Source organism: Sphingomonas panni (genome assembly GCF_022664435.1).
GTDB classification, from domain to species: domain Bacteria; phylum Pseudomonadota; class Alphaproteobacteria; order Sphingomonadales; family Sphingomonadaceae; genus Sphingomonas; species Sphingomonas panni.
Map to the genome: position 1 here is coordinate 257,906 of NZ_JAKREU010000004.1, position 14,958 is coordinate 272,863.

Annotated in this window: 17 protein-coding genes and 1 pseudogene; 13 read left to right on the forward strand and 5 right to left on the reverse strand. The window is 65.5% G+C overall.

All coding sequences use genetic code 11. From position 1 onward, the window contains the following. Positions 1 to 20: 20 nt before the first annotated feature. The 3 genes and pseudogenes from MF609_RS10360 (at position 21) to queE (ending at position 1,924) form a co-directional block, all read left to right on the forward strand. A complete protein-coding gene (locus tag MF609_RS10360; protein WP_242416236.1) occupies positions 21 to 437 on the forward strand; it encodes a hypothetical protein in 417 nt (138 codons plus the stop codon). 144 nt (positions 438 to 581) lie between these two features. Next, positions 582 to 1,292 (forward strand): annotated as a pseudogene (queC, locus tag MF609_RS10365) (7-cyano-7-deazaguanine synthase QueC); the annotation flags it as partial. Beyond that, complete coding sequence (gene queE, locus MF609_RS10370) at positions 1,289 to 1,924, forward strand: 7-carboxy-7-deazaguanine synthase (RefSeq protein WP_242416238.1); 636 nt, start codon at positions 1,289 to 1,291, stop codon at positions 1,922 to 1,924. The pseudogene queC and the gene queE, both read left to right, overlap by 4 nt. Positions 1,925 to 1,930: 6 nt before the next feature. Here the strand turns inward: queE and MF609_RS10375 are convergent, their stop codons facing one another. Continuing rightward, the gene (locus MF609_RS10375) at positions 1,931 to 3,430 is read right to left on the reverse strand and encodes a sensor histidine kinase (RefSeq protein ID WP_242416239.1); all 1,500 of its coding nucleotides are present in this window, start codon (positions 3,428 to 3,430) and stop codon (positions 1,931 to 1,933) included. A gap of 91 nt (positions 3,431 to 3,521) precedes the next feature. Next, positions 3,522 to 3,695, reverse strand: a complete 174-nt coding sequence (locus tag MF609_RS19980; RefSeq protein WP_242416240.1) for a NepR family anti-sigma factor — start codon at positions 3,693 to 3,695, stop codon at positions 3,522 to 3,524. A 245-nt stretch (positions 3,696 to 3,940) separates the two neighbouring features. Here MF609_RS19980 and MF609_RS10385 point away from each other — a divergent pair, with 245 nt between their 5' ends. The 3 genes from MF609_RS10385 to MF609_RS10395 all read left to right on the forward strand — a co-directional run bounded on the left by MF609_RS10385 (position 3,941) and on the right by MF609_RS10395 (position 5,669). After that, the gene (locus tag MF609_RS10385) at positions 3,941 to 4,747 is read left to right on the forward strand and encodes a response regulator (protein ID WP_242416322.1); all 807 of its coding nucleotides are present in this window, start codon (positions 3,941 to 3,943) and stop codon (positions 4,745 to 4,747) included. A 39-nt stretch (positions 4,748 to 4,786) separates the two neighbouring features. Beyond that, positions 4,787 to 4,924 carry a hypothetical protein gene (locus MF609_RS10390; RefSeq protein ID WP_242416241.1) on the forward strand — a complete coding sequence of 46 codons (138 nt, stop codon included), beginning with the start codon at positions 4,787 to 4,789 and terminating at the stop codon, positions 4,922 to 4,924. Between the two features lie 109 nt (positions 4,925 to 5,033). After that, entirely contained in the window at positions 5,034 to 5,669 is a 636-nt protein-coding gene (locus tag MF609_RS10395; protein WP_242416242.1) for a sigma-70 family RNA polymerase sigma factor, read from the forward strand. Positions 5,670 to 5,675: 6 nt separating this feature from the next. Here the strand turns inward: MF609_RS10395 and MF609_RS10400 are convergent, their stop codons facing one another. Continuing rightward, the gene (locus MF609_RS10400; RefSeq protein WP_242416243.1) at positions 5,676 to 5,852 is read right to left on the reverse strand and encodes a hypothetical protein; all 177 of its coding nucleotides are present in this window, start codon (positions 5,850 to 5,852) and stop codon (positions 5,676 to 5,678) included. A gap of 88 nt (positions 5,853 to 5,940) precedes the next feature. Here MF609_RS10400 and MF609_RS10405 point away from each other — a divergent pair, with 88 nt between their 5' ends. The 7 genes from MF609_RS10405 to MF609_RS10435 all read left to right on the forward strand — a co-directional run bounded on the left by MF609_RS10405 (position 5,941) and on the right by MF609_RS10435 (position 12,859). Continuing rightward, positions 5,941 to 8,619, forward strand: a complete 2,679-nt coding sequence (locus MF609_RS10405; RefSeq protein WP_242416244.1) for a bifunctional [glutamine synthetase] adenylyltransferase/[glutamine synthetase]-adenylyl-L-tyrosine phosphorylase — start codon at positions 5,941 to 5,943, stop codon at positions 8,617 to 8,619. Further along, positions 8,606 to 9,061: a peroxiredoxin gene (locus tag MF609_RS10410; protein ID WP_242416245.1), complete on the forward strand. Its 456-nt coding sequence runs from the start codon at positions 8,606 to 8,608 to the stop codon at positions 9,059 to 9,061. Before MF609_RS10405 ends, MF609_RS10410 begins: the two co-directional genes overlap by 14 nt. Positions 9,062 to 9,318: 257 nt before the next feature. Further along, on the forward strand, positions 9,319 to 10,503 hold the full coding sequence (locus tag MF609_RS10415) for a M23 family metallopeptidase (RefSeq protein ID WP_242416246.1): 1,185 nt from the start codon (positions 9,319 to 9,321) through the stop codon (positions 10,501 to 10,503). Between the two features lie 62 nt (positions 10,504 to 10,565). Beyond that, complete coding sequence (locus MF609_RS10420; protein WP_242416247.1) at positions 10,566 to 10,892, forward strand: HesB/IscA family protein; 327 nt, start codon at positions 10,566 to 10,568, stop codon at positions 10,890 to 10,892. A 1-nt stretch (position 10,893) separates the two neighbouring features. Next, complete coding sequence (xth, locus tag MF609_RS10425) at positions 10,894 to 11,664, forward strand: exodeoxyribonuclease III (protein WP_242416248.1); 771 nt, start codon at positions 10,894 to 10,896, stop codon at positions 11,662 to 11,664. Next, positions 11,661 to 12,419 carry a transporter gene (locus MF609_RS10430; protein WP_242416249.1) on the forward strand — a complete coding sequence of 253 codons (759 nt, stop codon included), beginning with the start codon at positions 11,661 to 11,663 and terminating at the stop codon, positions 12,417 to 12,419. Before xth ends, MF609_RS10430 begins: the two co-directional genes overlap by 4 nt. 185 nt (positions 12,420 to 12,604) lie before the next feature. Then, positions 12,605 to 12,859, forward strand: coding sequence for a hypothetical protein (locus tag MF609_RS10435; protein WP_242416250.1), 255 nt, complete (start codon positions 12,605 to 12,607; stop codon positions 12,857 to 12,859). A gap of 40 nt (positions 12,860 to 12,899) precedes the next feature. Here the strand turns inward: MF609_RS10435 and MF609_RS10440 are convergent, their stop codons facing one another. Together MF609_RS10440 and MF609_RS10445 are read right to left on the reverse strand one after the other, a co-directional pair. Then, entirely contained in the window at positions 12,900 to 14,048 is a 1,149-nt protein-coding gene (locus tag MF609_RS10440; RefSeq protein ID WP_242416251.1) for an N-acetyltransferase, read from the reverse strand. Positions 14,049 to 14,124: 76 nt separating this feature from the next. Beyond that, positions 14,125 to 14,883, reverse strand: coding sequence for a sterol desaturase family protein (locus MF609_RS10445; protein WP_242416252.1), 759 nt, complete (start codon positions 14,881 to 14,883; stop codon positions 14,125 to 14,127). Between the last annotated feature and the right edge of the window lie 75 nt (positions 14,884 to 14,958).

The following is a 14,958-nucleotide window of genomic DNA, read 5'->3' on the forward strand; positions in this document are numbered from 1 at the left end:
GCGCCGAAGGGGGATACGACATGGGGGGACTGTGGCAATGGGCGACGGCGGTCGCGCTGGTCGTCGGGTCGGCGGCGGTCGCGCAACCGGCCGGCGCGCCGACGTTGCAGGCGATGCGCAGTGTTGCCCCCGGGGTCTGGGCGTTGCGCTCCACCGGTTCGCCGGAAGCGGCGCGCGATAGTTGCGTTGCGGATACCGCGGTGCTGTTCCGACTGCGGTTGCGCGCGGCGGAATGCAGCCGCTTCGTGATCGAGGATACCCCGCGCATCGCGACGGTCCACTATACCTGTCCCGGTGCTGGCCATGTCCGCACGACGATCCATGTCGATACGCCGCGCGCGCTGCGCATCGAGAGCGAGGGCATCGTCGACGGAATGCCCTTTGCCGATGCGTATGAGGCGCGCCGGCTGCGCAACTGCACGGGGCGCGGCCGTTAAGCGCCTGTTTAACGAAACCGGGGTAGGCAGGGGGCATGTCCTTGCGGGACATGCATGTTATCCCTGAGCATGAAACCCCTCGGGCCGCCCCTGTGCGGCCCGTTCTTTGTCGGGCGGTTGCCCTGATCCCGCGAAAGCCTTAGCGAGCGCAGCATGACGAATACTCCCCTCAGCGTGGTGCTGGTGTCGGGTGGACTGGACTCGATGGTGTCGGCGGCGCTGGCGCGAGAGGCAGGCCACCGGCTGCTGGCGCTCTCGATCGATTACAACCAGCGGCATCTGGTCGAACTGGCGTCGGCGCGGCGGATCGCGCAGGCGTTGGGCGCGGAACGCCATGTCGTCCTGCCGCTCGACCTATCGGCCTTTGGCGGTTCGGCGCTGACCGATACGGCGATCGCAGTGCCGAAGGACGGCGTCGAGGAAGATGTGATCCCGGTCACCTATGTCCCGGCGCGCAACACCATCTTCCTCAGCCTCGCGCTCGGCTGGGCAGAGGCGGCGGGGGCGCGCGACCTGTGGATCGGCGTCAACGCGCTCGATTATTCGGGCTATCCCGACTGTCGCCCGGAATTCATCGCCGGCTTCGAAGGATTGGCGGAACTGGCCACCCGCGCAGGCGTCGAGGGCGAGCGGTTCCGCATCCATGCCCCGCTGCAGCACATGACCAAGGCCGACATCGCCCGCGAGGCGCATCGGCTGGGCATCGATGCCGGCATGAGCTGGTCGTGCTACGACCCGGTCGGCGAACTGCATTGCGGCAAATGCGACAGCTGCCGGCTGCGCGCGCGCGGTTTTGTCGAGGCAGGCTTGCCCGACCCCACCCGCTATGCGGAACAGCCCGACACCGGCCGATGACCTATTCGGTCAAGGAAATGTTCCTGACCCTGCAGGGGGAAGGGGTTCATGCCGGCCGGCGTGCGGTGTTCGTCCGCTTTGCCGGGTGCAATTTGTGGACCGGACGCGAACAGGATCGCGCGACGGCGGTCTGCCAATTTTGCGACACCGACTTTGTCGGCACCGATGGCGTGGGCGGCGGCAAGTTTGCGGACGCAGCCGCGCTGGCGGAGGAGGTAACGGCATTGTGGGACGGTGATCGCACCCGCCGCTTCGTGGTGCTGACCGGTGGCGAGCCGATGCTCCAGATCGATGACGCGCTGGTTGCCGCACTCCACGATGCTGGCTTCATGATCGCGATCGAAAGCAATGGCACCATCGCCGCCCATCCCGGTATCGACTGGATCTGTATCAGCCCCAAGGCGGGCAGTGAGGTCATGCAACGTTCCGGGGATGAACTGAAGCTGGTCTGGCCGCAGGACGGCATCGATGTCGATGCGGTCGAGCAATGGGATTTCGCCCATCATTTGGTCCAGCCGATGGACGCGATCGGCATGGAAGCGATCCACCGCGACGCCGCAATCGACTTCGCGATGGCCCGTCCGAAATGGCGTCTGTCGCTCCAGACGCACAAGCTGCTCGGCCTGCGCTGACCCGTTTCACGCGGCGCGGGCTGCGATCGTTATCTCATAGGCTCCGGTCAGCGGATCGTGATGCAGCGGCGCGCGCAGCTGCCGCGACAGGCCGAGGATGATGCGCCCATAGCGGCTGGCGACCAGCGACTCGAGGTTTTCGCTCTCGACGAGCGCGGGTGAGGTTGCTCGCAGAACCGCGGTATCGGTGCCCGCGACCTGGCGGAGCGAGACGCCGATCTGCGCGTCCGGGTTCACCGACACGGCCAGTTCGATCAGCTCGGTCAGCAGGAACGATACCGCAACCGCCACGTCCTGCGTCACCAGCACCGGCTCGACATGCAGCGTTATGCCGAGCTTGGTCGCGGAACCGGATGCCGTCGCCCGGATGTTCGACGCCAGTTCGCCGATCACGGATTTGAGTTCCAGACCGCGATTTTCCTCCATCTCCGCATAATGATGGCGATGGACGACGGCTAGCGCGTCCACGCGTCGCTGGATCGTGGCATAGGCATCGGTGGCCGCTGCGCCATGGGCGCTGCGGGCGTGGAAATTAATGAGACTGGCGATGACCTGCAGGTTGTTCTTCACGCGGTGATGCACTTCGCGGGTCAGCTTGGTCTGTCGGACCAGTCCGTCCGCCATCGATTGTTCGTGCCGCTCGACCGTGTGGGTCAGTTCCTGGAACGTCTCACCCAGATCGGCGATTTCCTGTGCGGGTATCGCGCCCAGGTTGACGTCGGCCATCGGGTGCCCAGGGCGATAGCGTTCGATATCGTCGCGCAGCCGCCGCAGGGGCCGGATCAACAGTCGGTCGACGACGAACCAGCCGATGCCGGTCGCCGCGATCCACATCACCAGCGGCAACAGCATCGCGATGATCGCCGAGGAGGTGAAGGGGGCACGGCGCACCGCCATGCTGAACGTCAGGTCGTCGATCCCCAGCGGGATATCGACCCGCTCCAGCCGGTCGATCCCGCCCTGCGCCGGCAACTGCGTCAGCGTCAGTTCGGATTCGGAACCGTGCAGCACGCCACCTTCGAACGGCGTGGCGAACCCGCTGGGTTGGGCAAGTTCGCGCAACATGGTGACCGGAAAGAAGGCGACGGCCCGGGCCGAGCCGACCCCGCTGATGTCCAGCACCAAACCACCGTTCGGCACGACCTGTGCCCGTATACCGCCGGCATCGGGGGCACCGACCATGCGAACCGGAATCGCCGTTCCGCATACGAGGCGGCCATCGGCGGAATAAATGCCAAAGCGCGCGCCGATCGACGTCTGCTGGGCGAATACCCCCTCGACGCGGGCACAGCTTGGCGCGTTCGCAGGATCGGCCGACATGGCGGTCATCGCGACGCGGAGCGCGGTCATGTCGCCGACCAGCTCAATCGCCAGCGCGCGCGAAGCCTCGGTCGCCGCCACGCGCAACCGCGCGCGCAGGTCGACATCGGCGATGCGCGACGTCTGCAACGTCGCGAACAGCGCGATCAGCGCCAGCGGCAGCAACGCGGCACTCAGGATCAGCATGACCTTCGCGCCGGTAGGCGCGCGCCGCAGTACGGCGGCAGGGTTTGGCGATGTCCGTCGAACGGGGAAGGGTGTCGTCACACCGTGCGAGCTATTTCAACTTGCTAAGCAAGTCGAGCATCTCATCGGGCACCGCTTCGCTGGCGGCGTCATGATAGACCGCGCGCAGAGCATTGCCGAGGTTAGACGAATCCTTCTTGTCCGATGCAGGCGTCACCGCTTGTTTCGCACTCGACTGCCGGGCCGCCTGTTCACCATCCTTCACGAAGCAATGCCTTCCCCCGATACCCGGACCAGATCGCCGGTACGAAACTGAAAAACCTGTGCCGACGCGTGCAAGACGACCTTGCGACAGCACGTCGGGCGCACATGAAACTAAAGACGCGCTCGTTGGTTCCATGACCTGACGCGAACTCGGGGGAGGCGTCGTTTCCCTCAGTGCATCGTGGACATTTTGAGATTCGCGCCGCCGGCCACACCGTCGGCGCACCGAAGGAGAATTACCTGACCATGTCGCTCGGACAGCAGCTTGCGCCGCACCTTCCCTTCCTCCGGCGCTATGCCCGGGCGCTTACCGGCAGCCAGACCGAGGGCGACCAATATGTTCGCGCGACGCTGGAAGCCATCGTCGCCGCGCCGGAAGAATTTCCGCGCGACGTCGATCCCCGGCTCGGCCTCTATCGCACCTTCCAGGCGATCTGGGCGTCGTCGCAGCCTGAGGCGTTCGGCGCCGCCAGCGCGTCGGGTACCGAAAACGAAGCGATCGCGCAGGCCCGGCTTGCCCGCATCGCGCCGCTGTCGCGTCAGGCGCTTTTGCTCACCGCGATGGAAGGCTTCACCACCGAGGATGCGGCCTATCTGATCGAGGCCAGCCCGGACGAGGTCGAGGAACTGGTTGCCGAGGCCCTGCGGGAGATCGAGCAGCAGACCCGTTCGCGCGTGATGATCATCGAAGACGAACCGCTGATCGCCATGGACCTCGAACAGATCGTTCGCGACCTGGGGCATGACGTGACCGGCGTGGCGGTGACCCGGGACGAGGCCGTCGCCCTGGCGATGCAGGACCGGCCGGGGCTGGTGCTGGCCGATATCCAGCTGGCGGACGACAGCTCGGGCATCGATGCGGTCAAGGACATCCTGTCGGAATTCAACGTGCCGGTGATCTTCATCACTGCCTTCCCGGAGCGGTTGCTGACCGGCGAACGACCGGAACCGACCTTCCTCATCACCAAGCCGTTCCAGCGGTCGACCGTGAAGGCCGCAATCAGCCAGGCGCTGTTCTTCGACGAAGCTACCGTGCCGGAAACGGTGGCATAACGGTACGGACCCAAAACGAACTTCGGGGGTTGATAGGCGATGGCAGACGATAACGAACGCATCCATGTCAGCGCCACCGAGGCGCGGGCCGGCGCAACGCCCGGGGTTACCCGTTATGTGCTTATGGTGTCCCTGATCGCGGCGATCGCGGTCATGGCTTATATCCTCCTCACCTAAAGCGGACGGTGCGCCCGACGCGGGCGTACCGTCACTGGCAATCGGCCATAGGCAACCCTATGTTCGGGGCCGTCCCACACCGGGTCGGCCACGTATCGAACGGATAAGAATGACTGAATCCGATATCAGCGAGGATGTGGCAGGCGAGGTGCAGGAGCATGTCGCGCTGCCGGATCCCGAGTTCAAGAAGCAGCTGGCACAGGTCATTCCGCACCTGCGCGCCTTTGGCCGTTCGCTATCGGGCAGTCGCGATCTGGCCGATGATCTGGTGCAGGAAACCCTGTTGAAGGCATGGGCTGCGCGTCAGCGGTTCCAGGCCGGCACGAACATGCGGGCATGGACCTTCATCATCCTGCGCAACCTGTATCTGTCGCAGATGCGCCGCGCCCGGTTCAAGGGCGAGTGGGACGACTTGGTCGCCGACCGGATTCTCGCCGCCCCGGCAAGTCAGGACCGCCACGTCGAACTGGCCGACATGCAGCGCGCGCTGCTTCACCTGCCGCAGCCGCAGCGCGAGGCGTTGATCCTCGTTGGTGCTGGCGGGTTCGCTTATGAGGAAGCGGCGGAAATCTGTAACGTCGCAGTCGGCACGATCAAAAGCCGCGTCGCACGCGGTCGTGTCGCGTTGGAAGCGCTCATGTCGGAGGGCAAGCTGCCATCGCGCGCCGAACAGCCCGACAATAATGGGCAGACTGTACTGGACACGATCATGGGCGAAGTCGACGACCTCAGCCGGGAACGCTGAGGTCGCTTACTGCTTCGGCAGATCGTCGAGCGACCGGAGATAATCGTCCCAGTCGCGTGGCAATGCTGCATCACGATCGAACACCCGACGCAACGCCTGACCCACACCTTCGGCAGGGCTGGGCGGCCGCACGACCTGCCCGGCAAAAGTGCGTTCGCCGCGAGAGGGAATATGGGGTGCCATATTCGTCCAACGAGCGCATCGGAGTTTCGTTTCATTTCCCCAAGCGATAGGTGTCACGCTCGGTCGCGTGGATAGCTCGGGGGATATGATGCAGTTTTTGCCTGATTTCCTGGAACGGGTGCGTGCCGGGTCGCCATTCCTGTCGACCTTGATCGATCGCGAGGCGGATTGCCTGAACCGCATCGATAGCTTCGACATCGATGTGCTGGCCGCAGCGGTCGCCGACCCCGACATGCCGCTCGCTCGCCGGTTGCGGATCGAGCGGCGGCGGGTCGCGCTGCTCGTCGCCCTCGGTGACTTGGCGGGCGCCTATGACCTGACCCGGGTTACGCGAACGCTCAGCGACTTTGCCGATCACGCGCTGCACCGCGCGATCTTGCAGGCGATTGAGGAGCGGACGCCGGGCGCGGAGCCGGTCGGATTTGCCGCTATCGCGCTGGGCAAGCAGGGCAGTCACGAACTCAACTATTCATCCGATATCGATCCGATTTTGCTCTACGATCCGGCGATCCTGCCCCGTCGTGAGAAGGATTCGCCGGCCGAGGCGGCAGTGCGGATCGGCAAGCGGGCGGTCGAGCTGCTGCAGGCGCGCGATGGCGACGGCTATGTCCTGCGGGTCGACCTGCGGCTGCGCCCTTCACCGGAGGCCACGCCGATCGCGCTGCCGGTCGATGCCGCGGTTTCCTATTACGAGTCCGCCGCGCTGCCATGGGAGCGCGCCGCTTTCATCCGCGCGCGTGCGGTCGCTGGTGATGTCGCGCTAGGCCGGCGTTTCCTCGACGCCATCCGGCCGTTCGTGTGGCGCCGCGCGCTCGATTACGGTGCGATCGGTGAAATCCGCGATATTACCCGCCGCATTCGCGAACATTATGCGCAGGGGCAGGCGTTCGGCCCGGGATACGACCTGAAACGCGGGCGAGGCGGCATCCGCGAGGTCGAATTCTTCGCGCAGGTGCATCAACTGGTCCATGGCGGCCGCGATGCCGATCTGCGTGCACCCGCCACCCGCGACGCGCTGGCGGCGCTCGCGGCCGGTGGTCGCATCGCGGCGGAAGAAGCAGCCTTGATGGACGCGGCCTACACGCTGTTCCGCACCATCGAACATCGGTTGCAGATGGTCGACGACCGGCAGACTCACAGCCTGCCGGACCATGGTGAGGCGCTCGACCGGGTCGCCCGGCTCCACGGCGTCGAGGACGGTGGCGCGCTGCTCGACCTGCTGGCACCGCATGTCGCCGCGGTCGGTGCGATCTATGACCGGCTGGACGGCGCGCAGACCTCGCGGTTGCCGGTCGATCCGCAATCGCTGGCGGACCGGCTGGAGGCGATGGGCTTCGCCTCGGGCGAACAGGGTGCCCGGCGGATTGCCGACTGGCGGGGCGGGGCGTATCCGGCACTGCGCAGCCCGGCGGCGCGCGCGGCGCTGGAGGACAGCCTGCCCGGACTGGTCGCGGGTCTCGCCACCGCAGCCGATCCGCACGCGGCGCTGATGCGGCTGGATGCGATGCTGGCCCGCCTGCCGAGCGCGATCAACCTGTTCCGCCTGTTGGAGGCACAGCCGGCCCTGGCACGTCTTCTCAGCACGATTCTGTGCCATGCGCCGACCCTTGCCGAGGCGCTGGCGCGGCGCGCGGTGCTGCTCGACGCGCTGATCGATGCCCGCGCCCTCGAACCGGTCGGCAGCGTCGACGAACTGGTTGCCGAGATGCGCGAACGCGCAGGCGATGGCTATGAACGCCTGCTCGATCACGTCCGCGATGTCGTCAACGAAAAGCGCTTCATGCTGGGCGTTCAGATCGTGGCGGGCACCAGCGATCCGCTGGCGGTCGCGGCGGGCTATGCGCGGGTGGCGGAAGCGGCGGTTCGTGTCTTGGCGGCCGCTACGGTCGACGAATTCGCCCAGCGCCACGGTCACGTACCTGGCAGCGAACTGATCGTCCTTGCGCTCGGGCGACTGGGCGGGGGCGCGCTGACCCATGCGTCCGACCTCGATCTGATCTATTGCTTTACCGGCGATTTCGCGGCGGAATCGGATGGCGAGAAGCCGTTGGGCGCCGTCCTCTACTATAACCGTCTGGCACAACGATTGACCGCGGCGCTGTCGGTGCAGACCGCATCGGGGCCGCTCTACGAAGTCGACACGCGGCTGCGTCCCTCCGGCGCGCAGGGGCCGCTGGTCGTCTCGCTCGCAGGGTTCGAACGCTATCAGCGCGAGGACGCGTGGACGTGGGAGCATATGGCACTGGCGCGCGCACGGCCGATCGTCGGATCCGCCACGGGTCAGGCCGAGGCGGCCGAGATCATCGCGCGTGTGCTGGGCGGCGACCGTCCCCCGCGCGACATCGCGGCGGAGGCGGCGACGATGCGGGCGGACATGGCCCGTCACAAGCCGCCATCGGGTCCGCTCGATGCAAAGCTGGCACCCGGTGGCCTAGTCGACCTCGAGTTCGCGGTACATGTCACGCAATTGGCGACCGGGCGCGGGCTGGCACCGCAACTGGGGGCCGCAATTGATGTGTTGGCTGGGGAGGGGCTGTTGCCCGACACGCTGCGGCCGGCGCACGACTTCCTCACACGGTTGCTGGTGACGATGCGGCTGGTCGCGCCGGACGGGCAGGTTCCCTCCGATGCGACCCAGCCGATCCTTGCCGCTGCGCTTGGCTGTGCCGACTGGCCGGCGGCGCTTGCCCGGCTGGACGAGGTGCGGCAGATCGTCGCCACGACTTGGGCCGCCATTGCGACGGGAGAACAGGATGGAGATCGGTGATACGCTGCCGGCGGGCACGCTGACGGCGGCGGACGGCACACCCTTCGCGCTGGCGGACCTCGCCGGCCAGCCGCTGGTGCTATATTTCTATCCCAAGGCCGACACGACCGGCTGCACCCGTGAGGCACAGGATTTTTCGGCACTGGCTGAGCAATTCCGCGCGCGCGGCGCGGCGGTGATCGGCGTCTCGCGCGATACGCCGGCGAAGCTGCTGCGCTTTGCCCAGAAACATGCGCTGTGTGTCGACCTCGCCAGCGACGAGGACGGATCGGTGTGCGAGGCGTTCGGCGTGTGGGTGGAAAAGCAGATGTATGGCCGCAGTTACATGGGGATCGAGCGGGCGACCTTCCTGTTCGACGCCGGCGGAACGTTGGTCAGCCAGTGGCGCAAGGTGAAGGTGGCGGGGCACGCGGCCGCCGTCCTGTCGGCGCTGCCGTCCTGACCTCACCGAATCGGTTGCAGTCCTTTCATCGACAGGCAAGGGCCGGTTTCATTTTCCCAGTAGCGTTATGTGGTTAAACGGCTCGCCGTACCTGTACGACGGTTTAACGCGGCCGACGGGGCCAGCCCTTGCATGGCATAACAAATTTCCGGCAAGTGCGGCCTCGGTCAACGCGGTGGGGCATACCGTCAAGACATTGGGGTTCATCGTTCGTGTCGGCTCGTCCGGCGCGCATAACGCTCGGATAGCGGGACATAATGTCGATTACCTCCGTATGGAAAAATAACGTCGCTCCGATCACGGGGTTCCGTTCGATCTTTCGGACCCGCCATTTTATCCTGCACGATGGCAAGCAACTGCGCCGTCACACTATTTCCGGCCGGAATCAGGCTACTGCCGCCGGTCTCGCCGCCATCACCATCGCGTTTTCCGCCTATGGCATGGGCCAGGCGACCATCGGCACCGCGATGGCGGGCGGGGTCGCCGATGATGACAAGGTTGCGGTGATGCAGCAGCAGGTCAACGCGATGCGCGCCGATGTCGCCCGTCTGCACGCCGACGCCCGCGCCCATGCCGAACGGCTCGACAAGCGACAGGCGGCGCTCGCCGCCGTGCTCACCGGATCGGAAGACGCGAAGACCCTTGCGCTCGCCGCCCTCGATCAGAAGCCTGCCGGTGCCACCAACAGCGTGACGCGTCCGTTCGATCGCGTTGCGCGGCAGCAGGCGGCGATGGCCGCACAGGCAAAGGCGATCGCCGATGCCCGTTATGCCCAGACCGCCGGTTCGCTCCGCAAGCTGGGCCTGAACCCGCGCCGGGTGCTGCCGGCTATGGGTGGTCCCTATGAACCGGTCGATGCGGCTACCGCCGCTGCGGCGGCTGCCGGTGCCGCGACGGCGGATGCACAGGCTGATGCCCAGTTCCGCGCACTGTTCATGAGCTGGAAGAAGCTCGACACCATCGAACAGGCCGCGATCTCGATCCCGTCCTATCAACCGGTGCAGAGCCTGTCCTTCACCAGCAATTTCGGCGTCCGTTCCGACCCGTTCCGCGGTACCGCCGCGATGCATGCCGGCGTAGACATTCCCGGTCCGATCGGCACGCCGATCTATGCGACTGCCGACGGCATCATCTCGCGCGCCGAGCGCGCCGGTGGCTATGGCAACCTGATCGAGGTCAACCACGGCAAGGGCATCGCGACCCGCTATGGCCACCTGTCGAAAATCCTGGTGCGCGACCATGAACGCGTGAAGCGCGGTCAGCTGATCGGCCTGATGGGATCGACCGGCCGTTCGACCGGCAGCCACCTCCACTACGAAGTCCGCATCGATGGATCGGCCGTGAATCCTGCGCCGTATTTGCAGGCGGGGCAGCTGGCATTGGCTGCCGACCGTGCACAGCGCCAGCGTCTGGCGATGGGTGGCCCCGCCGTCGCCGAGTAAGCTGCTCGGGCGCCGTTGCCGTGGGGCGACGCTGCGCCTATCTGGTCGGGATGGATACGACCATGACCGATGTCACCCTGTCCGCCGCGGCGGCGGCGCGCGTTGCCGCCATTGCCGCAAAGCAGGCGAAGCCCGCCATCTTGCGCCTGTCGGTCGAGGGGGGCGGTTGCTCCGGCTTCCAATACCGCTTCGGCCTGGCCGAAGGGATCGAACCCGATGACAGCATCGCGGAAACCGACGGCGTCAAGCTGGTCGTGGACTCGGTCAGCATCGATCTGGTGCGCGGCAGCGAGGTCGATTTCGTCGAATCGCTCGGTGGCGCGGCATTCCGGGTGACCAATCCGCAGGCGGCGTCCGGCTGCGGCTGCGGCACCAGCTTCGCGGTCTGACGTGCGGATCGTCTCCTACAACGTCAACGGTATCAAGGCGCGTCTGCCGCGATTGATCGAGTATCTGACCGAGGAGCAGCCCGATGTGGTCTGCCTTCAGGAACTGAAGTCGAGTGACGACACGTTCCCCGAGGCGGATATCCGCGCGGCAGGCTATGGTGCCGTATGGCACGGCCAGAAGGGGTTCAACGGCGTCGCTGTCCTGGCACGCGGGGCTGAACCGGTCGAGCGTCAGCGCGGCCTGGCGGGCGAACCGGAGGACGAGCATAGCCGCTATCTGGAGGCGGAGGTCGATGGTGTCGTTATCGCCTCGATCTATCTGCCCAACGGCAATCCCCGGCCAGGGCCGAAATTCGACTACAAGCTGCGCTGGATCGACCGCTTGCGCGCACGCGCTGCCGAACTGCTGACGGAGGAGCGCGCGGTGGTGCTCGCCGGTGACTATAACGTCATTCCCAACGACGACGATGTCTTTTCGGTTCGCGCGATGCAGGACGACGCCCTGATGCAGCCCGAATCACGCGCGGGCTATCGTGCGTTGCTGGCGCAGGGCTGGACGGACTCGCTGCGCACGCGGTTTCCGAAGGGCGGGGTGTGGACCTTCTGGGACTATCAGGCCGGCGCATGGCAACGCGACGCGGGGTTCCGGATCGACCATCTGCTGCTCAGTCCGGTGGCGGCTGACCGGTTCGTCGATGCCGGCGTCGACAAGGCGCATCGCGGCCGCGAAAAGGCCAGCGATCACGCGCCCACCTGGGTCCGCCTGCGTTGAACCGCCTCGCGATGGCCATGGTCGGCATGGCGCTACTGGCACCGGGCGTCGCGCACGCGCGTGACTATTGTCCGACCCGACCAAGCCTCGGCCAGTCGGCCTGTACGATCGAGCCGGGGCGTTTCGCGCTCGAGACGGCGCTGTCCGATTGGGAGCGGTCGAGCGACAGCGACACCGTGCTGTTCGGTGACACGCTCCTCCGGCTGGGATTGACCGACGCGACCGAGTTGCAGGTCGAATGGACGCCGCTCGGCATCGCACGCGATCGCCCCGGCGGTCAAAACGACGCGCGGACTGGCGATGTGCAGATCGGCACCCGCATCGCGTTGCGCAATCCCGATGGCAAGGGACTGTCCTATGGCGTGCAGCCCTCGATCGTCGTGCCGGTCGGGCGGACGCCGATCGGGCAGGGCGGCTGGGGCGCAGCGATGGTGGCACCGGTCAGCTACGACCTGAGCGATACGATCAACCTGCAATTCTCGCCCGAACTTGCCTGGATGCCGCGTGAGGATCGGGGCGGTAATGCCGTGGTCGCGACCGGTACGCTGGGGCTGGGCTTCCTGCTAAGCAAGGCGTGCCAGTTGACTAGTGAGCTTCAGTGGCAGCGGGCGGACCATGCTGCCGAGCATCGACTGGCCCTCGCGGTTGCTTGGCAAGTGTCGGACGATTTCTTCATCGATGCTGGCGGCGTTGCTGGGCTGGACGACCATACGCCCGGCTTGCGCCTCTATAGTGGTCTGTCCCGGCGGTTCTGACATCCGGCTTCATCGAACGCCAATATGTGGCGCAATGTGCAGTGTGTTAGTAGTGTATAACACAATGTTCGGGGGGGCTGTCGCGCTAAGGTGTTGATTTCCGGTCGATCGGCGGTTTGGCACGGTCGCTGCAGAGTCTCTGACAAGTCCGCGATCATCGCCGGACACCACAGGGAGCTCCTACCATGACGACCATTCTCTTCGCGGCCTTGGGCATCGTCGCCGCATCGGCGGTTCAAGCATCCGACCCGGTCACGGTTTCGCCGATCCCCGCAATCGCCGCCATCGAACAGGCGCAACCGGCAGCACCCGTACGTCTCCGCCGCTATTGCATCAGCGACCGCCGCGAAGGTGCGCCGCGTCGCCCGAAAATCTGCCGGACCCGCGATGACTGGCGCGCGCGGGGATTCGATCCGCTGGTCGCGATCGGCCAACTCTGACCTGCCGGGTTACCGCCGGGTCCCGGCCCGGCGGTATCGGTTACAGGGTGCGTTCGTACATCTGATAGACGCGGTTGACCTTGCTATCGATCGTGGTGGCGATGGCGTTCATGCCCTGATTATCGTCCAGCACCCAACCGATCTCGCCGCGCGACGCGCCGAACTTCGCAACCGCATCGCGGCGGATATATTCGATCATCATGAAGGCCAGCTGGCTCGCCATGCGCGATGCCTGCAGCTTCTTGACCACGCCCATCAGCGGCACGCGCATCGTCCGCGCCTTCGGCGCACGCAGCCACAGCAGCAGCTTCAGCCAGTTGAAGGGCAGCAACGATCCGCCCATCGGCTTCAGTGGTTCGTTCATGTCCGGCAGGGTAATCATGAACGCCACCGGCTCGCCGTCCAGTTCGGCGATGCGGATCAGGTCCTCGAACACCAGCGGTTTCAGCTTCTTGCCGACATCGTCGACTTCGGGCTGGGTCAACGGTACGAAGCCCCAATTATCGGACCAGGCATCGTTCAGGATGCGCAGGATGATCTCGGCTTCGTCGGCGAACTTCGCCTTGTTGACCCGGCGGATATGGATGCGCTGGTTCTTCTCGCCCGCCGCCACGATCCGCTGGACGATCGGGGGGAAATCCTTGGTGATGTCCAGCTCGTAAGTGATCATCTGCTTGGCCGGGGCGTAGCCCGCCCCCTCGATCCAGCCACGATAGGCGGGGAGGTGATGGCCCATCAGCACGGTCGGGCTGTGGTCATGACCCTCTATCAACAGTCCAGGCTCTTCCCACACCGACAGACTGCACGGGCCGATGGCGCGGATCATGCCCTTGCCGCGCAACCATTGCTCGGCCTGCGCGATCAGTGCCTTGCCTGTTGCCTCGTCCGCTGCTTCGAACATGCCCCAAAAGCCGACGCCCGGGCCGAAGCCTTTGTCTGTCGGCATGGTCAGCGCGAGGGTGTCGAGATGCGCCGATATCCGGCCAACGACCGCGCCGTTGCGCTCGGCGATGTACAGTTGCGCTTCGGCATGGCTGAACCAGCCATTCTTCTTGGGATCGATCTGCGCGGCGACCTCGCTCTTCAGCGGCGGGACCCAGTGCGGGTCGTTGGCGTACAGCCGATAGGGCAGGGCGATGAACGCCTTGCGGTCGGCAGCGGTCAGGACCGGACGGACGGTGATCGACATGGCTATCCCCCAAACAGCAACGGGGCGGCAATGCGCCGCCCCGTGTCAAACTTCAAATGACAAATCGGTCATCCCATCATCCGCGATAACGGGGATGCCCCTTCGCGACACCACCCGAAAGTTCGGCGACCTTCGGATATTTCTTGGCGACCTCTTCGGTATAGCCGAGGTTGAAGACGGTCGGGCTCTTTTCCGGGCGTTCCGAACGCTCGTAATGGGTGCCGAAAATCTTGTCCCAGAAGAAGTTGGTGATGCCGAAATTACCATGCTCGTCATGGAAATGGTGCGCCATGTGCTTGCGCTTCCATTCGACCAGCAGCTTGTTCTTGGGCTTGTACGCCAAATGCTGGATGCAATGGCAGAATTCGTAGAAACAGGTCGTCAGCAGACCCGTCGCCAGCGCGGCCATCGCCCCGCCGAAGCCACCGATCAGATATCCAACCGGAGCGGTCGCAACGGCGATCGCGGGCAGGGTCGTGTGCAGCGCGCCGAACAGCACCTCCAGGTGATTGGGGTCCTGATGATGATCGTAATGGATACGCTTCCACGTCGCGGCGAGCGGCGCGAACTTGAACATCCAGTTGGAATGCAGCACCCAGCGATGCAGCACATACCACACGAACGGATAGGCCAGGACCGCGACGCCGACCGACGCCAGGGTCGGGACCAGCGGCGCCGGACGCCACGCGAACAGGCCGATCGCGACGAACGACAGCGCGATATAGGCGATGATCGCCGGATACTGAAAATACGCAACGACAAGCTGCTTGAAGGTCATCTTGTCGAGATGGTGCGACTTTTTCCAGAAGCCCTGCTTCTCGGTGATCGCGTTCATCGGCCTAGCTTCCTTAATCCATTCCTTCAACCGGACGATTCGCCCATCTTTCCCGCTCTGCCCGCGCTTTGCGGC